The sequence below is a fragment of the Stygiolobus sp. CP859M genome (assembly GCF_037389975.1).
Lineage (GTDB): Archaea > Thermoproteota > Thermoprotei_A > Sulfolobales > Sulfolobaceae > Stygiolobus.
Map to the genome: position 1 here is coordinate 164,570 of NZ_JBBHKS010000022.1, position 22,652 is coordinate 187,221.

Genomic DNA, 22,652 nt, shown 5'->3' on the forward strand with positions numbered 1-22,652 from the left:
TTAAATTGTTTATTAAATTTTCGCATAGTATATGAAAACTAACGAAAAAGTTAATTATTAGTTAAAAAGATGCTTATACTGATTACTATGAAAAGTAAAAAGAAGTTAGGTCTTTCAAAAACTGCTATTATAGGAATAATAATAGTAATTTTAATCATAGCAATAGCAGCTGGAATATTTTTAACAACACAGCATCCTAGTACTACATCTACAACTACAACTTCGGTTAGCACATCAGTAAGCACAAAAACATCAACCTCACCGACAATGGTTACACTTTCGCCACCAAATACAAGTGTACTAATTGATGACTCTCAAATTGCTCCACCAGACGCTTTAGACCCCGCTACAGGTTTCTATGTACAAGACGGTCCATTGTTTACAGCCTTATTCCAAGAGCTAGTCGAGTTCAACGGAAGCAACTTCCATCAAGTAGTTCCAGTAATAGCACAAAACTATACTACAACAAACTACGAGAACTATACATTCTTTATCAGACAAGGAGTATACTTCCCAGATGGAGTACAAGTAAATGCTTCAACCGTATGGTTCTCGTTTTATAGGACTATACTAATAGGTCAAGGGCCAGGAGTTGCTAATTATATAGGACTATTATTCAACTCTACGGTTTACGGACAGACTGGTTATGCAATTCCTTGGGGAGTTAATAATGCAATTCAAAATGCTACTGGTTTACCCACTGCGAAAAACTATACCCTAACAGCTCTTATATTGGCTTCTATACTGTCCCACTTTAATGCCAATAACGCAACTATTCAAAAGATAATGGAGTACCCATATCAGGCTGTCGTTGTTAAAGGACCTTATGAAGTCCAGATCAACGTGTTAGCTCCATACAAATTCTTCCTTTACGATATTGCTTCATGGTGGGGTGCCATAGTGAACCCAGTATTCGTTGATGAACACGGGGGTGTACAGCCTAACTCACCTAACGCTTATCTAGATGAAAATGGTATGAACGGGACTGGTCCATACGTTATAGTAAAAGTTACCAGTGGTTTCAGCACGATAGTCTTAGATAAAAACCCACACTATTGGGCTCAAAACGTATCTAATATACCGGCTGTTGCACAGCCCGCTCATATACCCGTATTAGAGATAAACTACGGTCTATCCCATGAACAAAGAGTAGAGGACTTCCTCACTAACAAGGCTCAGATGAGCTATGTGAGCATAACTTACATATACCAGATACTTAATCAAAGCCCCTACAACTCAATGCCAATTAACGAGACTTTCAGAAACTTCGGATCTGAACCTGGAGTCCTATACATCTCGATGAATATGATGAAGTTCCCCACTAACATAACCGACTTTAGACTAGCGATAGAGTATGCAATTAACTACCAGCAATTACTAAGCATATTCAGTTATCAAGGACAAGATTTAGCAATTGAGTATTTAGGGCCAATTTCCCCCCAATTCCCTGGCTATTATAACCCAGACAACCTAAGTGAATATACTTACAACCCAGCATTAGCAATTAAATACCTAAACGAGGCTGGATATCAGGGAGGCTTTTACGTAGTCTTACCTAATGGTACGGTAATAGGAAACCCGAATGGTCAACAATTACCTACGTTAGACATATATTCATTAGCACCAGTTAATTTATTAGAGCAAGAGGAGCTTACGATAATAACTCAGGATTTACAGCAAATAGGAATAAGCATATCTACCAAGTTCGTTCTACCGTCAGTAACAGATAGCTGGACAACTCCTAACGGAACGCCGGTTATGGTTAACTTGGGATGGTTCCCAGACTGGCCTGATCCAGTATTCCAACAATTAATGCCATTAACAGACGTGCAATTTGGAGGAATATCTGGCAATTTAGCATGGGTAAATATTTCGACCTTGCAGACAATGTATCAAACTTTACCGTTTATAACTAATACGACAGAGCAAGAACATATGGTAGCACAAGCATATAACATTATATATCACGAAGCACCTTACGTATGGTTACCGGTTCCAAGCACTTACTACTTTGTACAGCCATATGTACAAGGATTCGTATACGACCCATTCGTCGGATATTTCTATAATATGATGTACTACTCTAATTCAAGCAGTTAATTTTTTTAATTTCAAATTTAAACATATAATGAAAACAGTAGAAAAGTTATTCTTTTCTAAGGAATTTTAAATTATAAGACAGATGTTCTAATATATGTCTCGGTTCTATTGGAATCGAAGTAAAAAGACCTTTCTTCTCCACACCAACCATCACATTTAAAGTTCTTGAGGTAACGCTAGACGATATGATAAAAGTGTACTTAATCTTTCCCCTTATATCTTCTCGAAGATACTTAATTCCCTCACCTGAAGTAGATATTGTAAGATCAAATTTTTGCAACTCTTCTCCAACTTTTATATTTTTTACTGTTTCAAACGGGTATAAGAATACTATGTATTCATTTTCACTCTTCTTTTTAAAGAGATGAAAATGCCATGTTAAGGGTATGAAGAGCTCTGCTTTCGATAATAATTTATAAACATTTGATGAATATGGTAAATGTTCATTAACCCACATAATTCTTCATCAATAATATTCCAGTTCCAATCAGTAATATAATATCTAGAAGATAGCAGGATATACTTCTGGTATGATAGGCAATGGTTTTCCTAGTAATGGAGCTTTATCAACGTGGGTATAAATTATTAAAAATGTATTAAAAAGGAAGAAGAAGTTTTCTTGTATTCGTAAATATCTCGTATGATGCAAACAAATACAAAGCTGCGTTAAAACCGAAATACCCCGAATATATAGCAAAGATTAAAGACGCATGACCTACAACACTCGAAGCTATTACTGCAGCATTATAACCTACTATTAGATGAACTGTAGACCATATTGCTGCTGAAACACCTACAATTATCCTCAATATCTTTTCATTACGCTTCCTACTCGGTTGGACATTAAGGGGATTTAGAGCTTAAATATTATTAGACTATTTCCCAACTCAGGATAACCTAACTTCATACTCTAAACTTCCACTTTTAACCCTTAACCTATCTCCCTTTTTAACGTTAGTGGGTCCTACAAACACTCCTGAAGATACATAACCGTTTATGTAACCTACCCTCCTCAATAACCACTTCACCATATCATCTACAGTTCCGTAAACATATCTAGGTCTGCCCTTGCCTACTTTATGACCGTTAAGGTAAAGCTCCACTTCCTCGTTGTAGGGAAGTTTAATACCTTCACCGACGAATAACCTACCAGCAGCACTATCATCTGCTACGATCTGGTAAGCCTTCAGATTCCAAGTGTCAAACCTCGTAGCGGGTAATTCAATACCGAGGTAGACACCGTTTACACAAGTTGGATAAGATTCAACAGTGCAATGATCCATCTCGAAGACAATTTCGACCTCAGCCATATGATTCTCGAACCATAACTCCACTTCGCTATCAGTTTCAATCATTGGTTTAGTTAATATCCCATATAACGGTTCAGTGGAACCGAAACGTTTAAGTGTTTCTTCAGTAGTGAGGGATATTTTATATCCTCCAAATCCCTCTGATTGAACTAGCATCGAAGAAAACACGTTAAAGACCCTTTTTGCTTGGGCCATAGTCACTTCGAAGGGTTTAACAGATTTCCTCTCTTGGTATGCTTTATAAAGCGTTTGGGCTAGAACATCTTCCAAAGACATGATATATAGTGATAAATGTTACATCTTATTAAGAATAACTATACATTAATTTTACTTCGAATTATAAACAAACATAATAACTTAAACTTAATTATGCGTACTGATTATTCCTTTATTGTGGGTTGGAAATTTAAGGTCGGTAATAAAGTGGAAGCAAAGAAGTCCATTTGTACCGTTGACGAGTTAGCTGACGAAATAAACAAAATAGTAGGGAACGCTGAATTCTCTCAACAACTGGCTACCAAACTACTGGTTAAAGTCTTCACTGAAAAGAAGGAAACTTTAGAGGAATTTATGCAAAAACACAAAGATTTAGGCCCAGATAAACTTCAGAAGATTATTAACATAGCTAACTCCAAACTTCAAGGTGATCTGTAAGCATACACGATCCCTTTTTCACTCACTTTCACTTCATTTGCTATCCCCATCAATATACTCTTCACTGTTACGGAATTTAGCATTATGTTTGTGATCTCTTTAGATCCTGAAACTAAGTAAGTCACTTCTTCTGCCGTCCTCTCTTTATTGGTTATCAATTCCTTAATTTTTTGAACAAGTTTCAGATTAAATTGTATATTAAAATCTAATAATTCCTCCATTTTCTTTCTATTGTTATACACGGGACCATGAGAGATAACTACTTGTTCTACACCTTTTATTATCTCCTTTAAGGACTCAAGTGTGTCCGTAGCCTTCCAAAAGTCGCTGTAGAAAGGTACGCCGAAAGACTCTAAGACCTTTTGGCCGAAAAAGGAATCACCCGCATAAAGAACTCCCCCTAAGATATAACCAACTTGACCCGGCGTGTGCCCCTGCAATTTAACCTTTTCTACCTCAGTTTCACTGAATTCATCCCTTAAATCCTCTTTAACCAGATCAAAAGTAAAGTATTTATCTTCCTTAGAACTAAAGCCGTAAATCATACACCTCCTACCCATTAAAGTCAGAGACCAGTAGTCTTCTTTAGGTAGATACTTAATTTTCGCATTTTTATCTAGTAACCCGGCAATGTGATCTGCGTGCCCATGGGTTGCAAGTTGAACTTCAGCGTTCAGTGTCAAGTTAGCGTTTTTCCCTCCTTGATCAACAACCACTCTTCCTTGGTAAACAAGGGTGTTAGGACTTCCCGGGATAACTTCAACGTCTCTATTTAGCTTCAATTTTTAGATCCCTCACGTTTGGTTCAACAACACTATAAACTCTTATTGCCTTTTCCAGTTCTTCCCTGGAAGTTGTTAGCGTATGTGAATAAATACCTATTATCTTCCTCATAATATCCAACGAATAGTACTTACTAGCAGAAGAAATTATCATTGCAGCTTCTTCCGGTTTTTCCCTAATCATTTTTATGCCCTCTGAATAAGCTTTGAGAACTTCAGAGGCATTAATTTTTGCATAAATTACGCATTGGGGTACTAAGTAACCTAACGTCTTCATCTCGTCTTCAAAGATCTCCCCTAATTTAACTTCTATCCCTACAACACCTATTCCTTTTCCAGCTTCAGCCATTTTCACAGCCTCATCTGCAGTAGTGTTAATTACCTCATCAATTCCTCTTATAACAGCGTAAAGCCTTGCATTATAATCTGCTAGAGTCCCTTGCTTGATCGTGAAGATCTTTGAAGGCCTCTTAGTCTTATCTCCTATTAAAGAGTACATCCTGATGTAAACTCCTGCAACTATCGAATAGCCCTTTACATTAAGTTTCGCAACGTTAGTTATTGAGTCGAGAACTACTTCACTAAGTTGAGGATTTTCACAACTGTTTCTTAACTCGAATGAGGACTTTCCGCCGCTCAATACTTTATAAACCAATAGAGGGAACGATACCGGTCCGGCAAATGGTGCACTAACTATCATAAAAAATATTTGGCTTAATGACTATAAATATTGTATGCAAGTAGGAGAGACACTAGAAAAAGTATTTAAAGTTCTTCCAGAACATTCTGCATCGTCAATCTCTAGCGGTGCTGTTTATGTCCTTTCTACTCCATGTATGATAGGCTTTATGGAAGACGTTTCTTTCACTCTATCTCAAAAACACCTGGAACAAGGACTGACTACTGTAGGTTATCACGTAGACATAAAACACTTAGCACCTGCACCAGTAGGGGGCGAAGTAAGAGTGAGATCAACTCTTATTGAGATAAACAACAGGAGGTTAAAATTTAAGGTCGAAGCATATTATAAAGACGTCAAAATAGGGGAAGGAATTCACGAGAGAGTTATTGTAAACGAGAAGGAATTCATGGATAGAGTGTCGAAAACTTGATTTTTTAATTTCGAGATGTAGTGTAAACTCTATGAAATCCCTAGTCTTACACGGTAAAGGATCGTCGCCAGAGAAAGTAGAATGGTTAGCAAAACCTTTGCGCCAATTCGGAGAAGTATTAATACCTGAGTTCGAGATCGAGGCTAAAGAAGGTGTTCAAAAAGCTTTAACTTACGACTTTGACCTAATCGCTGGTCATTCTAGAGGAGGCTTAGTAGCTTTAATTGCTGCGGCTTTAAAGGGAAAAAGTGCCATAGCAGTTTCCGCCCCCTCGGATAGGAGAAAACAAAAGGAATACCTTTCGAAATTCCCACCCGGCACTATTCAACGTAAGATATACGAGGACATAAAGAACTTACCTGAGGAGGAGTTAGAGTGGTACCCGTTAAAGTACGCTGACAGAATTAAAAATGCGCTGTTAATACACGGAGAGAATGACGACGTAGTATTGAAAGAGCACTCGATTATTTTGTGCGATGAGATACGTAAATACGGAGGTAAATGTCAACTATATATAATAAAAGGAATGAAGCATTCGCCTCTAGGACAACACTACAACGAGATCTGGAAGATAATAACAGAGTGGGTTAAGGCGAATAACTATGCCTAAGACGGCTTCCCTGATAATATCTGAAGAAAACCCGACATTACCAAGGGACGTTAATTACCTCTACCCCGGGAGGTTTAATATCTTTAATATGAAGTTCTACCCCGGGCACGGTATAAGGAAGGACGAAATGGAAAGGATGTATAAAGAATTAAGCCAGATCAAACACGAAGTCGAAAAGAGCGACGTGATCTTCTATGCTAGATCTTACGGAGTCTTCTTCAAAAATCAGTGGGAAAGAATGAGGAAGTTCTTCTCCAAACCGACGATAATCGCAACAGAAGCGATTATAACTAGGCTCAGGGAGTTAGAAGCTAAAAAAATCTACTTGGTCACCCCTTATAACCAGAGGAGGCATGACTACGAAATAAAGTGGCTTAAAGATTTCGGATTCGAAGTGATTGGTTCAATAGCCCTCGGAAGGACTGGAGGGAAGGAAATAGCTTCTACACCGCATGAACTCACGTTACAAGCAGTTAAGGTAGCTCAACAGTCTTCAGCTGATGCCGTTTACATCGCTTGTACCATTCTTTCTACTCTTCCAATACTTCAGGAAATGGAAGGCAGACTTCCCGTTATTACCGCTTCCGGTGCTATGTTTGAAGTCGCAAGGGAAAAGGAGTTGATTGATTTCTAACAATATCATTAAAAGATCCCTAGCCCACACGGTAAAAACTTTCTCTTTGGGCAAATCCGTAAACCCGTAAGGGTGTAAAACTCGTGACAAATTAGCGTAAATCTTGAGGAGGGAGTTAGGTTTCTTGCCTACCGTTTCGCAAGCTAGAGCTATTAACGCACTAGCTTTAGGCATTGCCAACGTGAAATACTTAGCCTCTTGTTTACAGTATTTACACTTTATATCCTCCTTGCCCTTCTTTTTCTTAAAACCTAGTTCTTTATACAATTCATGGATTGAAAGCGAATATCCATCCCATTTCAAATGTTTTTCACACACAGGTTTCCCGGCAAAATAGATAGTTATACCGTTGACCTCCCTGCCTCCAGCGAACTTCCTTATCCTAGTTAATCCTTCTCCTCCAGACCTAATTATAAAACCGTCATCGACTAGTTTGTGCCACTCCCTTCTCTCCAACGCTCTTTTGTAAGCCTCGGTAGTATTTTTCACAAAGACCGAAAGAGAGGCCCTCTCTATAAGAAACCTGTTATTTTCCTCAGCAGAGTGGAGATAACCGAGTATCGCGGTCTTGTACCCAGCCTTCATGGCGGTAACCATGTCATCACCGAATAGAACGCTATTCAGTCTCTCACTTTCGTCAATAATTATTCTCTTTATTAATTTCCTGAAGGACTCGTCGCTAGGTGGAGCTTTAGTTATGGCTTCTATCGTTCCTGATGTGTTCTTTAGAAATTTAAGTATGTACTTATCCACGCATGTACTCATTGAATCACGGTTTAATATTTATTTACTAAATTACACAATAACTAGTTAATGATAGTGACACGAATATAAGCCAAATTTTACAAAGAAAGGGGTTAAGGGGGGGGGGCCTCGCCAAGTGATGGATAGCCCCTTATAGAAAGTTTAAATGCTCCTTTGCCAAAATTTCTCTTAGTGACGCTAATGACGCTCTTCCCCAGCTCGATTGAGGGCTTAATGGGACTGTGAGAGGAGCAACCGTTATCTTCCTTATTCCTTCAAGGGACTAGAGCTTAGCAATGAAAGTCCCATCTTCACATGGGAGTGGTTCTCTGAGCCACTCGACTGCCCACCAGATGAGAGATGTAAACCCGAATCAATGGTGGGAACGATGAGCCCTCTGGGAGGGAACCCTCGACCCTTCCAGGGGGGGGAAGCTTCCGGTATAAAAACTTTCCTTGAAAATCGAGCATAGTCCACACTACTTACGCCATGAAACCCGCTTTACTCACTAGCGTTAAACTGCTTATTTTAGTACAATTAATTTATCTTTTGATACATCTATTCCTGCAACTGGGGGCCTCCACTTACACTCACCCTTATGTTTTATTCGGGCTTTTTGCCCAACTTCCGGTCCGAGTTGGAGGTGGCCAAGCTCCCCGGCAAGCTTTAAGCCCAAGGAGCGTCACGGCCTACACCCCAGTCAGATCTGTATTACCCAGATCTGACTAATATGTTTTATATAAGGAAGTCAGTTTAACGAAACCCACAGTGTGGAGCTAAGATAGTTTTGTTCGAGTTACTTCAACTCTACGATGTGCAGACTTAACGTAAAACGAAATAAGTGATTTATGGTTCTCCCGTAGCATTATTAATTGTTTATGAAAATTTAGTGAGAAATGTCCATTAACAGAAGGAATTAAAAGTAGTAGACCTGAGGCAGTTAAGACGAATCCTGAAACATAAAACCTTTAATAGGACAACTTTAAAAACTAACAAACAAATAGTCAACTCGTGGGTCTGTTTAGGAGGAATTCTGATAAGACTATTGACAAGAAAAGCAGCCAAGTTAAAATATTATTTACAAGTGACATTCACGGTTCCGATATTGTATTCAAAAAGTTTCTCAATGCCGGACTTCAATTCAAAGTTGACGCCTTTATAATTGGCGGAGATCTGGCAGGAAAAGCACTTTACGCAATTATTGACCTTGGAAACGGCAAATACAGAATAGAAGAAAAAGAGGTAGGAAAAGAAGGTTTAGCGCAATTAACAGAGGAAATTAGAAAGAGAGGGGAATATTACACTATAGTTAGTGAAAAAGAGTACGAGGAAATGCAGTATAATAAAGACCTCGTAAACCAGAAGTTTAAGGAGGCTATGGAGAGTGTTGTGAGAGGTTGGATGAAGATTGCGGAGGAAAAGCTCAAAGGGGCTAACATTCCTATTTATGTGAACCTAGGGAATGATGATCCAGAATATTTATTTCGAGTAATAGAGGAGTCTGATATAATGAAGAGATGCGAAGGAGAAATAATCGACATAGGAGGACATGAGATGATCTCGTACGGTTATGTAAACCCTACACCTTGGAAAACACCAAGAGAGAAGGACGAGAACTCGTTATATAAAGACTTGAAGGAAATGGCTGATAAGATAAAAGACCAGAGCAAGGCAATATATAACCTTCATGCTCCCCCTTATAATACTCATCTTGACAACGCGCCGTTACTCGACTCGAATCTAAAACCAGTAGTAAAGGGAGGAGAGATCGTGTTTACTCATGTAGGTTCTATAAGTGTTAGAAGAATAATCGAGGAATATCAACCGTTAGTTGGGCTCCACGGTCACATTCATGAGTCTAAGGGCTTCGATAAATTGGGCAGGACTATGATATTTAACCCAGGGAGTGAATACAGCGAGGGAATTCTTCACTCCTTGTACCTAGTACTTGAGGGAGACAAAGTAAAGACCTATATGTTTAGGCATGGGTAATTAAGTAATGCTAGAAAAGGAATTATATACATGTTATCTTCTACTTTTTGTAATCCCAATAACGTCGTAACGAAGTCCCTATCTTTTAGTTCATCAAACAAAGATTGCGTAGGTAAACTCAAGTTATAAAGCTCAGAATAAGCTACATTCTCTACTTTCTTCCTGCTATTCTTCGCTTTAAATAGTCTGAAGAGTCAAAATGGAAAGAATTAATGTCAATAACAATAAGTTACCACTCAATAAATATAAAATAGCAAGTAAATAAGTAGAATTTCTTCTTAGCTTAAAATTTTAAAAAATAGAAATAGGACGCTAATTCCACCTTTACCAAGCTTTAGTTATGTTAACACCATCTACATACACATACGGCGAGATAGTAGGTATAGGTGCGTCCCACCACCTCACACTATATTTATCCTTTCCGAGTCCTTTGACATTCTTCATCAAGTTAGGGAAGGAGTCAGATATTCTTATTCTACCAGCAACACCTTGCGGTTTACCTTCTTTATAATATACTATTGCATCCCTGCCTACAGTTGAAAATGTTCCTTCATAATAGTTCTGAAACCTGGTATACCAATTGTTATTAAGAAAGATCACTTCTTTGCTACTCGCCAATAACGAGTCCAGAGATTGGTCTCCCGAGTTAATCTCGAAAGAATAAGCAATGGGATATATTAACCCTGCATTACCGGTACTCTTTTCTCCGAAAATCTGGGCTAACTCGTTGTTAAACAACAGCGAATTAAATACCCCGTCCTTAATTATCTCCTTATCTCTGGTATAGGTAGCCTCATCATCGAATTCTGCAATCCTACCCTTTCTGGGGACGTCGGATATTGTGAGAAGTTCACTGGCTACTTTCTCACCCTTTTTATATTTAGCGAGGAAGGATGACGCTGTCATTACGCTGAAAGCTGAAGCGAAGTCAGCAAAGAACACCATGAAATTAGCCACCACCAGAGGTGAGAGAACAACGTTATACTTTCCGTCGTCTATCCTCACTTTACCAGTTATTGAAGCGAACTCATTAGCCTTTTTCAGGGTTTCGTTAAACTCCTTAAGCGAGTCAGAGAAAAATGCCCACTGACCGCTATACTCACCGTTAAAAGACCTCGCATAACCGTCAGCCCTTATTCTGGTCTCCGTTCCTTTAAACCCCTTGTTCGTCATAAGCTCAGTCGTCGTCTCATAAACGTTCACTATCCCAGAACTCGGAAACTCTGACTTCGCCAACACTGAATCTATAAAACTTACGTCTTGTCCTTCTATCACAGACCTTAACTCAGCGTTATCCTCTTTTACTTTCACTTCACCATCGTTTTCAGTCAATTGCGGGACTATATCGCTCTCAACAGTGTAATTAAATCCCTCTTTTACTCCCGTAATTATCTTATCCAGTTCTTCCTCTCCAGAGAAAGTATAGGAGTAAAATCTCTTACCTTTGACTACAGAGACAGAATATTCAACTTCATTTAACCTCTGGACTTCCGCTATTTCGCTTAAAACAAACTTTACAATTAACCTCTTAGTCTTAACTTTCTTTATTATTATACTGTCAAATCCCTTAAGACCGTCAAGTATTTTCTCCAGTTCCACGCTTACTCACCCCTTACCTTTACGGTTATATTCCTCGCCCTCATGTTAGGTCCACCAAACCACACGGGGATCGGTTGATCAGGGTCCCCTTTCCCACAAGTCCCTCTATAAAAGGAGAGAGTATTGTCCACCGCGTCTATCGAAGACAGAAGCTCAAAAGTAGTAGTCTCTAAAACGGGGAAGAGAAGTGGCTCCCCAATCTCCCCGTTTTTAATCTCATAAGCCTCAAGCCCTACGTATCTCTCCCCTACCCTCAAATCATCAATATTCCACTCCATATAAGATTTGAAGTAAACCCCATCCTTTACGTCCTCTATCAACTCCTCAAAAGTAAAGTCGCTAGGTTTAAAGAACGTATTCGACATCCTTACTAGGGGTTCTCTGTCATACGCTGAAGCCCTTGCAGATCCGTTACTGTTAACACCGAACTTATAAGCAGAGAACCTATCCTGAAGAAGCTCATTAATTACTCCTTCCTTTATGAGATATTTAGGTCTTGCTTCTATCCCCTCGTCATCTATAAGGTAGTAACCAGAACTACCGTAGATCGTGGGATCGTCTATTACAGTGACTTTATCGCTAGCTAACTTCTCTCCGAAATTCTTCCCTACTAAATAACTCAGCCCAGCTTGTGCTCCCTCCCTCCCTAAAATCCTGTCCGCTTCGAAGGGATGACCTACGGACTCATGGACAATTATCCCCGCTAACTGATTACTCAGGATTACGTCTTTTCTACTCGGCGTTACCGCTTTTCCTTTTTCCAGAACTCTATCAACTGACTCCAAAGTGCTCAGGAGGAATTCCTCAAGGTTCCAATTTTTAACGATTTCAAACCCTCCGCTACCTCCTAGATCTCCATTAGCAATAGTCGCGGATCTTTCGCCGTTCTTCAACGTTATAGAAAAGTACAGACTGACCCTAGGCACATAACCCTTTACTTTAACACCGTCCTCAAAAATTATCTCCTTTTCCTCCTTTGACTCCGTGTAATAGAAATTAACTGAGACAACCTTAGACTTAAGGTTCTTATCTGAGTAGATTAATTTAGAGAGGTCTACTAAGAGTTTGACCTTCTCTTCAGTCGATATGTTGTCTAATTTTATTTTCTCTTTTACTGAATACTCTCCGCCAACCCTTTTATCAGAAGAAATTCCTTTCTCCCAACTCCTAAACCGTAAACCTTTTAGTTCTAGACCTTCAGGAGTAGGTGAAGAAGAGAATAGAAGAGATGAACCGTCAAAAGCCCTAACACTGTACCCTCTTTTAGACCATTTGTAAAGACCACTAGGTTTTCCATTAACTATCGCTATATTAAGATAAGAATTAGATTGGTATCTGAGCTCTATCTCCTTAAAGGTTGAAAAATTTCGTAGCAAATACTCCATAGTATAACTAATATGCCTAAACCTAAAAATCTAAAGTAATAAAGCAAAGCACAAATAGATATAATAGAAAAAACAGATAAGGTCTTAAAAAGATTTGTTGTTATTATTTATTTAATTTTAATTACTATATTTTTACTTAAATTATCTAACACTAACTTATTTCTTTTCCTTTTCTTCTTCTTTCGCTTCTATTTCTTCTTCTTTCGCTTCTACTGTTTCCTCTTTTTCTTGTTTAGCAGACTCAGGTAAGGTTGCTAATAATTCGGAGTATGCCACCTCACCGTGCATTGCGTAATCTCCTACAGCAAGCTCAGTGGGTTTAGCTTGAAGCGGTATGAACAGACCTATGAGTTTCAACAGACCGAACGTCATTGTGAAGTCATATGCAAATACTACTGCAACTCCTAACGCTTGAACAGCCAATTGGTACCAGTTACCATAGAGTGCACCAGTTAAGCCTGGATCTACGTACTGTGTGACATTAGGGTCTGCAAATACACCAGTAAGTAAACCACCAAGTATTCCAGCAATCCCGTGTGTGGAAAAGACTCCTAATGTGTCGTCTACCTTTAGTTTAGGCTCTAATTTGTATAAGGCAAGCCATGGTACCGTTCCAGACGCAATTCCTATCGCCATTGCCTCCCAACCATTCACGTATCCTGCTGCTGACGTTATAGCTACTAAACCAGTGATTGCACCTGAAGTAGCACCTACTAACGTTGGCTTCTTGAAGAATTTCATATCCATAAGCATCCATGCTATGGCACTTGCTGCAGTAGCTATGTTAGTGTTTAATACAGCTATCGCAGCATCTATTGTAGCTCCTCCGGGGTCACCACCGTTAAATCCGTCCCATCCTAGCCATATAAGCCCCGCACCTGCCAAGACTAAAGGTAAACTGTGAGCCTCTAACTTTCTCTCACTAGCTAATCTAGGACCTACAGCTAATGCAGCAGCTAGAGCACCCACACCAGCATCTACATGAATTACATAACCTCCACTGAAGTCTACAGCCCCTAACTGGTTTAGCCAACCTCCTGCGAATAACCAATACGCTACGGGGCTGTAAACCAGTAAAGACCATAGAGGTACAAACACCATCCATGCCTTAAAGTTCATTCTTTCGATAATACCACCAGCGAGTAATATTGGGGTTATAGCAGCGAAGACAAACTGGAAAAATATGAAGGTCGATGTAGGTATATCAACTGGAGCACCCCTTGGTCCGAAGACTGTCTGGTGGGCTTCATAACTACCTAACCAAGCCGGTAACGGATAACCCATAATACCGTATTTTCCAACGTGAATAAATGCAGGATAACCGAAACCTGCATTATAACCAGCGATCATCCAAACTATTAGGACAGCAGCAAATGCATAAAACACCATTAAAGCGGAATTAACAGCGTACTTCTTCTTAGAAAGGCCTGCATAGTAGAGTGCAACACCAGGGACACTTTGAAGACCTACGAATGTAGCCGCCGTAAGCATCCACGCATTACTTCCGGTGTCAAGCCAAGATGGTACCGCTGCAGAAGGATAGTCTGCAGTGTGATTCTCTAAAGCTAAAATGGATTGGTTTAAAGATTGAATTTCAGCTGTAATATTGCTAGTGGTTTGTGCTGAAGACGAATGTGAAAAAGCTATTACAAAAATTGTTAAACTTAAGATTATTGTTAACTTAATTAAGCACTTTTCATCGAACCAGATCTTTTTAGGCATCAACACCTATTAAACTTAAATTGGTTTTAAATATTTCTGAGATTTACACTTAAGGTTTTTAATTTTTTATCGACAAACAAGAAAACAGTTAAGATATCGTCAATTATAAACTAGTTGGACTTTATGAATATTTTTTATTTCAAATGTATTATCTAAAAAAATTCTCGTTGAAAAGTTTAAACCTTATAAGAAGTCCTCTCAGAATGCCGTTTCCAAATCCTAATAACAGCAACCAATATAATCATGTGAAAATAGAGTTATACTATGCAAAAAACATATACAGGGAGATATGTAAATATACCGTTATTAGTCCAAGAGATAAATAACATGTTCTTAAGCGAAGGTTGGGAAAGCCAAGTCCAACAATTATCAATGGGAATGATGCAACCAACTATGCCACAATATGCGGATTACGAGATAAGGGCTATAAAAAGAGGACATTTTCACCACGTAGAAACCGTAATTGTAAGGGTTAAGGGTTATCCTAACGATTTCACCATAATTGTAGAAGAAGAGCATATAGGACCCATTGGTAGAGAATTGATTAACAGAAGATTATTCGGTAACATAGATAAACAGATAAACGACGGTCTCTTTGACATGCAAATGCCCATGGGAATGCAAATGGGACCACAGCCTGGAACGATGCAATCACCAATGGGACAACCAACACCTCAACAGCCAATGCCTCAAACACAAATAAGATGCCCCCAGTGCGGATATATGAACCCGCCCGGGGCTAAGTTCTGCTTAAATTGCGGAACAAAGTTAATGTAAAGAAATTAAATAAAGGCGGGGAAAATATTTTTCTTTTTGTTTAATCGTTCAGATGTATTTAGCTGTCTCCTCAGCTTCCTTCTTATCTATTTCTCTGTAAGTTAACCACCATGCATAGCCTTTATATTGCCCTAACCTCAGCTTAGCGTCTTTAACAGTTCTTGGAGGAGGATTCAACACGTTATCACCAATTATCTCGTTCTTAGGCCAATTTGCCGGCATAACAGCTCCGGTCTTGTCTATTAACTGTAAAGCTTTTATACTCCTCAGGATCTCGTTAATATTTCTTCCCAACTCGAGGGGATAATACATTATAAGCCTCACTGTGCTCTTGTCGTCAATTATGAATACTGCCCTTACTGTAGATGTGGATGACTCGGCATGAATCATTCCTAGTCTTTTTGCAACTCTGCCCATAGGGTCTGCTATTATAGGGAAAGGTATCTCCACCTTCAGAGTACTTTCTATCCAGTTAACCCATTCTATGTGGCTGATGTTAGTATCTACGGAAAGACCTATTAGTTCTGTATTTAACTTCTTAAACTCTTCATACTTTTTAGCAAAAGACACGAACTCGGTAGTACATACGGGTGTAAAGTCTCCAGGATGGCTAAACAACACAAACCATTTACCCTTGTATTGGTCTGGTAGCTTTATTCTTCCATGAGTTGTTTCAACCTCTAGTTCAGGAAACTTTTCACCTATTAAAGGCATTCTAAATTCTTCTTCCATTTTTCTTTTACCTACATTAAATTAGACTTAGTACTATTTAAAATTTATGATTATTTCTAATTTGAAGTTATTCCGATTTAAAGCTTCTTTATAAGATTGGCTTATGAACAATCTTAATAAAAGAGGAGTGTAATAACACCCTGAAATGAAAGGAGCTATAGCAGCTATCGTAATCCTACTGATATTGGCAGGTGCTACATATTACCTCTACAGTAACGGGTACTTCTACACCGTTAACGTACAAGGCATTTACGTGGAATACCAGAACAGTTTCCTGATCAATACGATCCACACGTCGTATAGTAACTCTTCCTTAACTCTCCACGGCGGTCAAACCTTTGTTATAACGCTGACTATGGCAAATAACGGCTTATTACCCACTGAAATAACCGGGATTAACGTATCAGCTCCGTTCACTCTTTTGAGTGTATCGCCATCCTTACCAACCACAATAAACCACGGACAGAGTATGAGCTTCACCTTGACTATAAAGGCACCTATGAAATCCTACACTGGATCATTACAAATCTACGTTAATGGTACCAAGACATTATGATTAAATTCCAACACTAAAAATTAACATTTAATAAAAATTTAAGATAATTAAAATATTTTTTCAAACGAGTAAATACCTGATTGTTAATTTATAATATAGCGGATTTTTAAAATGTTACAGATATTATTTCTATATAGATTTAGCTGACCGGAGATAGCCCAAAGGAGTAATTCTAACGGATAATACGAAAGTGGGGAAATACCATAACGAATTCTATTTTTCTTCAAAGTTAATGCTAAAGACTTATCTTATTTAAGATGTAAATCTAATCTATTTTAACAGTTATTTTATATCTTTTTAAATACTAACTATTATCTTTTAATAGAATTCACTCTAAACTATAAACAAAGTGAATTCTTGGAATGAATTAGGATATCGCGTATTTACAATTTCATAAATACTATTTGTAAAATAATATATTTTTTATATATATTGATATAGAATATTTAATACTAATAAGATATAGCAATCGTGGGCTAGCCCAAACTGGTCAAACTTACTGGGTATTATCTACAGTGTTATTACCCTATATATACGATCTCATTTCTACAAATGAATGCTGTGAGTTTTATATGTAAGTGATGTAAAGGACAGAAATAAGAAGCGTACCGCATTTTGTAAATCAAAGAGTTTTTATTAAGGTAAAGATACATTTACGATTAACACTTATTCAGCTGTAATGTTCAGACAAGAAAGATGATGGAGCTACTAATACAGTAATGCTTTATAACTTTCTCTAGTGATTGTAACTCATGGCTGTCATTGTAAGAAAAGTACACAAGAAAAACGATGGAGGAATAGTGTGGATCTCAATCGACGAGGTACCACCCATTATTAAAGATACTAGCGTAGTAGACGGTGCTTTCTTTGTACGCATAGCAGATGACAAAGGAGACAAGGTAATTAGGTTGACAGACCAAGAGGCGTTAGACATAGCGTATAGAGTCATAGAAGCTTATAAGAGACACGTCAACGAGTACCCTAAGCTGAACCAGAGAGCTTATGAAGAGTATAAAAAGAGAAATCCTGAAGAAACGGATTCCTATGAAGACCTTGAGTAAATGAAAATGTTTTTTCATTTTGATGAAAAAATTTTTTAATATAGTAAATTCTAAATAATCATATGGTTTGGAAAGAATTAATGGATGAAATGAAGAAAAACGTGAAGGAGATGATAGAGACTGGAAAGGAAGTCGGAAAAGCGTCAATGTCTGCAGCAGCAGGTGTAACTAAAGAGACAATGGAAGTAGGGAAAGACGTAGTAAAGGCTTCAATGGAAGTAGGGAAAGAAGCGGAAAAGGAGTTTAAAGGGACTGTGAAGGAAGCTATAAACTACACCAAAGATGTAACTAGGACACTGACTGAAGGAGTAAAGGACGCAATGAAGGGACCTATTAGAGAAATGAAAAAGTTAGGAGGAAAAGACGAAGAGCAACAAAAGCAGTAAGCCTAATACCCTGCCCTTTTTAAGCTAAAGGGAAATCTCTCTAGCTTATATGCAGAGTCCCAGAACATGTACTCAAATATCGAAGCAGTTCTGAAATGCCTCATCATATTCTCCTCTTGTTCCTTAGTCACCTCAAATCCATCTATGATTTGAATAACAGCTCTGACTCCCTTTTCGTACTCCTCTCCGCCATAAGTGTCTATCCACTTCTGGTAAAACTTGTTAGCACTACCCATCCTCTTCAACTCCTTTCCCACCTCCATGTATATCCAATAACAAGGGAGAACTGCTGCTACCCCTTCATGAAAGGGTCTCGAGTATACTACAGATATTAAATAGGACGTATATAAGAGGTTAGTAGGCGAGACCTCATATTCCTCGGGGTTTATTCCCCACTCTTTTGTAAATCCTTGGTGAAGCACCCTCTCCACATCGAGAGCGTGAGTTACGTGAGTTGCGAATAACTCTCTTTCCTCTGATTTCTCAGCCTTAGCGGAAAGGAGGGCTAATGCCTTAGCGAATTCCTTCAAATAATGGTAGTCCTGAATAATATAATACTTAAACTTTTCAAGAGGTAAAGAGCCATCTGTGAGACCCTTTATAAAAGGGTGAGTTAGGATACCTTCATAAACGTCTCTTATGCCGGACCAGAGTTCGTCAGACCTCATATTATTACCATCATTCTTCACCTATTTTTCTTTTTTCAGTTAAACTAGAGCATTGTTAATCTCATTAAATTGAGTGTAATAAATTTGTCATTCTAGCTCTATGTTTATTAAATTGTCACAATTTCTCTCCTTTTTCATTTATTTTTATTAGAAGGAGTTTAGATGTCTTGGTTATATCTTCCAATATTGGAGACCAGGGAATACTCAAGGTGTGTATTACTTTCAAATCACGTTATGAATGTCTTTACCCTTATTTCAAGTGGAAGTGACGTCTTTATTGTTCTCTTTATAGGAACCATATAATACAGTGTACAGTTAACTGCGACTTAACTGCACAAATTAACGGGGCTTACATCACTCCATAACTAAACCACGTCTTAACATAGGCATAACAGAACCATCGTGGGAAATAAGCTTTTATGAAGTTCTTTTGGACGTGGGAGTTTGTGCTCAGATCTCGTAATAATAATTAAATATTTCTTGTAGTGAGTAGGTTTTACGAATTAAATATTGTTACCTCATTAATTTTTGAAAATAGGTCAGTAAGAGGAAATATAAGCCGTAAGATTTAAGGTAGGTAGACTCTAGAGTTAACAATATCACTACTACTTTACAATAGAAACATTGATGTAAAAATTTTATGATTTTGAAAAATTAGTTGAGCGTCTGATCTAGTAATGTGTATTCATAATCTACAAATAATTAAACCTATGAAATTCTTGTATCTCATAGATATTATTAAAAAATAGAAGTACTTAATGCTCATATAGTCTTAAAAACTAAATAGAAAATAAACCTAAAAAGCTCTAACTAAGAATTGTTGAAATAACAAGAAAAAAGGGATAGAAGGAGAGACCATAGAACTTTACTTAATCTAAACCTTAATTTTAGGCAACTCCCATTTATTCCTTATTGCCATAACCCTTATTACCAGAGCAATGGTGAAACTTACTATTGTCGTTACGAGATCCGAGTATCCTAACTGTCTTAGAGAGAAGTAAATTGCCGAGCCTAGAATAGCTACTGTAGCATAAAAGTCCTTAGTAAGTACCATGGGAACTTCGTTAGAGAGAAGATCCCTGATTACACCACCACCCGTAGCTGTGATAGTCCCAACAGTAATTACTAATAACACGTTTTCAGAAACCGAGTATGCCAGAGAAGAACCAGATACTGCAAAAGCTGCTAGACCTATAGCGTCAGCATAAAGTAAGGGCTTTTGAACATGAGAAAAGACCTTGTAGAACGCGAATGTGAACAAGCTCGATAGTAAGGCAACAGTAGGATAAGGCAAGTACGTTAAATTGGTAAGAGGAGTTTTGCCGAGGAGTAAATCTGCTATTATTCCACCACCTAACGCTGTAGAGAAGCCTAACACCAGTACACCTAAAAGATCCATGTTTTTCTTAATCCCTTTAATTGCACCAGAAACAGAAAAAGCTACAATACCAATGTAATTGGTGGCATCAAGTACCAAGTTCATTAAGGTCTATTCACTAACTAATTATCGGAGTTTAAAGAGCTTTCTATATCGTCTCGTTGATTTAAATTCTAGTTATCCCGAATTGTTTAGTTGATACTGTCTCCTATTCCTATTCCTAGCTCCTTCGCCTTCTCATTGTCTGTAACATTTTTACGTAACTACTCGTTATTTTTAATTACTTTTAATCCTTTTAACGCTATTAAGTAAGCAGAGGCTGTATGCCTATCAAAACCCTTCTCCCTCATTACTCTGTCGTGTTCTTCCGAGTTTGTAGTACCCTTAGGATTAACTAGAATAACGTTGAAACCTAACCTAAGTGATTTAATAACACCGTGAGTTAACAACTGCTTCTTAGCAAAACGCGTTATCTTCCTATTACCACTCTTGCTCCTAGTGAACCTCCTATTCTTAACTAGGAACAAGTCTTCAAATACAACGTAATCAGCACCAACCCTTGATAGGAAAATGAGGGCTTGCGAAAGAGCATTCAAACGTAAAGCCATAGCTTTCCCTTTAGGAAAACTTGGTCTAGTAACATCTGAATACCACCACGTCTTTTTAGTAACAACTTTACCCTCCTCATTAACCACAACCACATTCAACCTATCACTATTTAAATCGAAACCAGCAACCAAACCGTAACCGTTAGGTTTTGGTGAAGAGAAGTGCTTTAAGTACAACCAGAGTGGGATTTGAAGGTGGATCATAGGGTGATCCTTGAAACTTACTACAGCACCGTAACCCTCCTCCTTCCTTCGAGATAACTCCTCTAGCTCAGAAAGTAATGGTAAGTACTTTTTACCGAAGTACGCCTTTCCGTGAACCCACTTACCCCACGGGTCTTTAACTCTAACTTCCACGTGGTCTTCCAAAACGTGGAACTTAATCCCCCTATTGCCCTTATCACTTTTATTCCCCCTACAAGCGATCCATCTCTTTCTAATCTCGACCTTACTCCCTTTATTCTCAACAAGGGCTAAGACTTGTTTATAAGCCGTTTCGGCATAGAACGCGTAAGGAATGATCTTGTATAACTCCCTAACAGCATCGTTTAGGGAAACTCCTTTTAAAGCTAGGTTAACCCCGGCCTTCACAGCCTTTGAGTAATAATAAGCAATTCTTGAGATTCTTTCGTCCCCTTCAAACTCAACCCTACCATTTATAGTCACGAATTGGAAGTTATCAATTGCTTCCTTAGAACCAATTAGCTCACTCCTCATCATCTGGTAGGATGACAATTACAATCACCTCCTTACCGTATAATTCCTTCCCCTTCTCCTTTAGCTTTGAGGGGATAGTTATACCATATCTCTTATTCCCATACTTATCAGTGCCATAACTTGAGACGGTTGATTTGAAAACTATTTGCTTCATAAGAGTGTTAGAAGCATTAAAATTTTTAGACTTTTATGCTAACATCAAATTGGAGGGTGCCACCGTGAAGTCTATGAGCAGTCGCGAGGTGGAGGAAGGCACCCAATGAAACTCTCCATGTCCTTGAAGGGAGTGGTTCAACTACCGCTCCCGTAGACGGCATGGGGAGGGAGAAGGAGTGATGAGGCTAAGTGATTAATAGTCACGAAAAGTGACTATTAGTCACGATGAAGGCTGAACTCTTGTCCTAATTGTACTAACATTAGTATTTCGTTAGTATTACTTTCTGCTGCAAAAGCTAACACCTCTCTGTCAGGGAAGATTCTGTTAAAGACCCTAACAATATTTTCAGCATCTTCTTTAGTAGGTACTACGAATATTATAGTTTTGAAAGGAATTGAATTTAACATTAGTCTGAAAAATTTTCAGTAATCACGAATTATTGATTTAGGAATTCGTCTTGATATCAGTTTTCTCTTATCCACGGATAATGTTCTAAGTATTTCATCGATTTCCTCTACTCCAAAAGGCATACTAATATACTCCAGTTACCCTTATATAAAGTTAAATTAAAGAGTGTTCAAAATGAATACTGGATTAAATTTCACTAGGGGTATTTTTAATTTGTTTAATCTTTTATCTTATATTTTCTATCTTTGGAATATATAGTTATTTTTGTAATAACTAATAAAAGTTAAAGTAATTATTAGGGAGCAATAGAAGGGATTTATCAATTTGCCCTCCTTGCAACACCAACTAGAGTAGTCCTTACTTCCTTACCCCTCACGGCCGATAACACTAACGCAACTACGAGTACTCCTACAGACACCAAAAACGCGGAATGTAAACCGCAGCAGTTATGGGAATCTTAGGGAGGTAATACCAAGAAGTCGGTATTAGCGAGAAGTTTTTAATTTTAGACGTCTTCATACTGAAAAGATGTCAAACGGAAAAGGACAAATCGAGTTAGC

At 38.2% G+C, this 22,652-nt stretch carries 25 protein-coding genes and 1 pseudogene; 11 read left to right on the forward strand and 15 right to left on the reverse strand.

Annotated elements, in window-relative coordinates:
- Nucleotides 1-267 precede the first annotated feature (267 nt).
- Nucleotides 268-2,100, forward strand: a complete 1,833-nt coding sequence (locus WIW72_RS11095; protein ID WP_337702905.1) for an ABC transporter substrate-binding protein — start codon at nt 268-270, stop codon at nt 2,098-2,100.
- 46 nt (nt 2,101-2,146) lie between these two features.
- On the opposite strand, the gene WIW72_RS11100 is transcribed toward WIW72_RS11095, so the two are convergent.
- The 3 genes from WIW72_RS11100 to WIW72_RS11110 form a co-directional block, all read right to left on the reverse strand.
- On the reverse strand, nt 2,147-2,557 hold the full coding sequence (locus WIW72_RS11100) for a hypothetical protein (RefSeq protein WP_337702857.1): 411 nt from the start codon (nt 2,555-2,557) through the stop codon (nt 2,147-2,149).
- A 139-nt stretch (nt 2,558-2,696) separates the two neighbouring features.
- Entirely contained in the window at nt 2,697-2,909 is a 213-nt protein-coding gene (locus WIW72_RS11105; protein WP_337702858.1) for a hypothetical protein, read from the reverse strand.
- Between the two features lie 78 nt (nt 2,910-2,987).
- On the reverse strand, nt 2,988-3,686 hold the full coding sequence (locus tag WIW72_RS11110) for a hypothetical protein (RefSeq protein ID WP_337702860.1): 699 nt from the start codon (nt 3,684-3,686) through the stop codon (nt 2,988-2,990).
- A gap of 117 nt (nt 3,687-3,803) precedes the next feature.
- Between WIW72_RS11110 and WIW72_RS11115 the strand changes: the two genes are divergently transcribed.
- Nucleotides 3,804-4,064: a hypothetical protein gene (locus WIW72_RS11115; protein WP_337702862.1), complete on the forward strand. Its 261-nt coding sequence runs from the start codon at nt 3,804-3,806 to the stop codon at nt 4,062-4,064.
- On the opposite strand, the gene WIW72_RS11120 is transcribed toward WIW72_RS11115, so the two are convergent.
- Nucleotides 4,049-4,846 (reverse strand): MBL fold metallo-hydrolase, encoded by a 798-nt coding sequence (locus WIW72_RS11120; RefSeq protein ID WP_337702863.1) that lies wholly within the window; start codon nt 4,844-4,846, stop codon nt 4,049-4,051. The genes WIW72_RS11115 and WIW72_RS11120 overlap by 16 nt on opposite strands.
- A complete protein-coding gene (locus tag WIW72_RS11125) occupies nt 4,833-5,546 on the reverse strand; it encodes a DUF3834 domain-containing protein (protein ID WP_337702865.1) in 714 nt (237 codons plus the stop codon). Before WIW72_RS11125 ends, WIW72_RS11120 begins: the two co-directional genes overlap by 14 nt.
- Before the next feature lie 34 nt (nt 5,547-5,580).
- On the opposite strand from WIW72_RS11125, the gene WIW72_RS11130 reads away from it, so the two are divergent.
- From WIW72_RS11130 to WIW72_RS11150, 5 genes and pseudogenes are all read left to right on the forward strand, one after another.
- The gene (locus WIW72_RS11130; RefSeq protein WP_337702867.1) at nt 5,581-5,958 is read left to right on the forward strand and encodes a thioesterase family protein; all 378 of its coding nucleotides are present in this window, start codon (nt 5,581-5,583) and stop codon (nt 5,956-5,958) included.
- Between the two features lie 31 nt (nt 5,959-5,989).
- Complete coding sequence (locus WIW72_RS11135; RefSeq protein WP_337702869.1) at nt 5,990-6,568, forward strand: alpha/beta hydrolase family protein; 579 nt, start codon at nt 5,990-5,992, stop codon at nt 6,566-6,568.
- Nucleotides 6,561-7,202 (forward strand): maleate cis-trans isomerase, encoded by a 642-nt coding sequence (locus WIW72_RS11140; RefSeq protein WP_337702871.1) that lies wholly within the window; start codon nt 6,561-6,563, stop codon nt 7,200-7,202. Before WIW72_RS11135 ends, WIW72_RS11140 begins: the two co-directional genes overlap by 8 nt.
- A 936-nt stretch (nt 7,203-8,138) precedes the next feature.
- A pseudogene (locus WIW72_RS11145) lies at nt 8,139-8,418 on the forward strand (hypothetical protein).
- Between the two features lie 539 nt (nt 8,419-8,957).
- Nucleotides 8,958-9,938 (forward strand): metallophosphoesterase family protein, encoded by a 981-nt coding sequence (locus WIW72_RS11150; protein ID WP_337702873.1) that lies wholly within the window; start codon nt 8,958-8,960, stop codon nt 9,936-9,938.
- On the opposite strand, the gene WIW72_RS11155 is transcribed toward WIW72_RS11150, so the two are convergent.
- From WIW72_RS11155 to WIW72_RS11170, 4 genes are all read right to left on the reverse strand, one after another.
- A complete protein-coding gene (locus WIW72_RS11155) occupies nt 9,917-10,039 on the reverse strand; it encodes a hypothetical protein (protein ID WP_337709201.1) in 123 nt (40 codons plus the stop codon). The two genes, WIW72_RS11150 and WIW72_RS11155, sit on opposite strands and share 22 nt — an antisense overlap.
- 223 nt (nt 10,040-10,262) lie before the next feature.
- Nucleotides 10,263-11,537 carry a TldD/PmbA family protein gene (locus tag WIW72_RS11160; protein ID WP_337702874.1) on the reverse strand — a complete coding sequence of 425 codons (1,275 nt, stop codon included), beginning with the start codon at nt 11,535-11,537 and terminating at the stop codon, nt 10,263-10,265.
- Between the two features lie 2 nt (nt 11,538-11,539).
- On the reverse strand, nt 11,540-12,922 hold the full coding sequence (locus WIW72_RS11165) for a TldD/PmbA family protein (protein ID WP_337702876.1): 1,383 nt from the start codon (nt 12,920-12,922) through the stop codon (nt 11,540-11,542).
- A gap of 156 nt (nt 12,923-13,078) precedes the next feature.
- Nucleotides 13,079-14,644 carry an ammonium transporter gene (locus WIW72_RS11170; RefSeq protein ID WP_337702878.1) on the reverse strand — a complete coding sequence of 522 codons (1,566 nt, stop codon included), beginning with the start codon at nt 14,642-14,644 and terminating at the stop codon, nt 13,079-13,081.
- Nucleotides 14,645-14,908: 264 nt separating this feature from the next.
- On the opposite strand from WIW72_RS11170, the gene WIW72_RS11175 reads away from it, so the two are divergent.
- Nucleotides 14,909-15,421 (forward strand): zinc ribbon domain-containing protein, encoded by a 513-nt coding sequence (locus WIW72_RS11175; protein ID WP_337702880.1) that lies wholly within the window; start codon nt 14,909-14,911, stop codon nt 15,419-15,421.
- A gap of 48 nt (nt 15,422-15,469) precedes the next feature.
- Here the strand turns inward: WIW72_RS11175 and WIW72_RS11180 are convergent, their stop codons facing one another.
- Complete coding sequence (locus WIW72_RS11180; RefSeq protein WP_337702882.1) at nt 15,470-16,153, reverse strand: peroxiredoxin; 684 nt, start codon at nt 16,151-16,153, stop codon at nt 15,470-15,472.
- Between the two features lie 145 nt (nt 16,154-16,298).
- Here WIW72_RS11180 and WIW72_RS11185 point away from each other — a divergent pair, with 145 nt between their 5' ends.
- The 3 genes from WIW72_RS11185 (at nt 16,299) to WIW72_RS11195 (ending at nt 18,156) form a co-directional block, all read left to right on the forward strand.
- Nucleotides 16,299-16,709 carry a hypothetical protein gene (locus WIW72_RS11185; protein WP_337702884.1) on the forward strand — a complete coding sequence of 137 codons (411 nt, stop codon included), beginning with the start codon at nt 16,299-16,301 and terminating at the stop codon, nt 16,707-16,709.
- A gap of 752 nt (nt 16,710-17,461) precedes the next feature.
- Nucleotides 17,462-17,770 carry a hypothetical protein gene (locus WIW72_RS11190; protein WP_337702886.1) on the forward strand — a complete coding sequence of 103 codons (309 nt, stop codon included), beginning with the start codon at nt 17,462-17,464 and terminating at the stop codon, nt 17,768-17,770.
- Between the two features lie 62 nt (nt 17,771-17,832).
- Complete coding sequence (locus tag WIW72_RS11195) at nt 17,833-18,156, forward strand: hypothetical protein (protein WP_337702888.1); 324 nt, start codon at nt 17,833-17,835, stop codon at nt 18,154-18,156.
- Nucleotides 18,157-18,158: 2 nt separating this feature from the next.
- Here WIW72_RS11195 and tenA read toward each other — a convergent pair whose 3' ends face one another.
- The 5 genes from tenA to WIW72_RS11220 all read right to left on the reverse strand — a co-directional run bounded on the left by tenA (nt 18,159) and on the right by WIW72_RS11220 (nt 22,091).
- A complete protein-coding gene (gene tenA / locus WIW72_RS11200) occupies nt 18,159-18,824 on the reverse strand; it encodes a thiaminase II (protein WP_337702889.1) in 666 nt (221 codons plus the stop codon).
- A gap of 874 nt (nt 18,825-19,698) precedes the next feature.
- Complete coding sequence (locus WIW72_RS11205) at nt 19,699-20,307, reverse strand: trimeric intracellular cation channel family protein (RefSeq protein ID WP_337702891.1); 609 nt, start codon at nt 20,305-20,307, stop codon at nt 19,699-19,701.
- Between the two features lie 158 nt (nt 20,308-20,465).
- Nucleotides 20,466-21,527 carry a hypothetical protein gene (locus WIW72_RS11210; RefSeq protein ID WP_337702907.1) on the reverse strand — a complete coding sequence of 354 codons (1,062 nt, stop codon included), beginning with the start codon at nt 21,525-21,527 and terminating at the stop codon, nt 20,466-20,468.
- Nucleotides 21,517-21,681, reverse strand: a complete 165-nt coding sequence (locus WIW72_RS11215) for a hypothetical protein (protein ID WP_009071800.1) — start codon at nt 21,679-21,681, stop codon at nt 21,517-21,519. Before WIW72_RS11215 ends, WIW72_RS11210 begins: the two co-directional genes overlap by 11 nt.
- 218 nt (nt 21,682-21,899) lie before the next feature.
- Nucleotides 21,900-22,091 (reverse strand): hypothetical protein, encoded by a 192-nt coding sequence (locus WIW72_RS11220; RefSeq protein ID WP_337702893.1) that lies wholly within the window; start codon nt 22,089-22,091, stop codon nt 21,900-21,902.
- Nucleotides 22,092-22,652 lie beyond the last annotated feature (561 nt).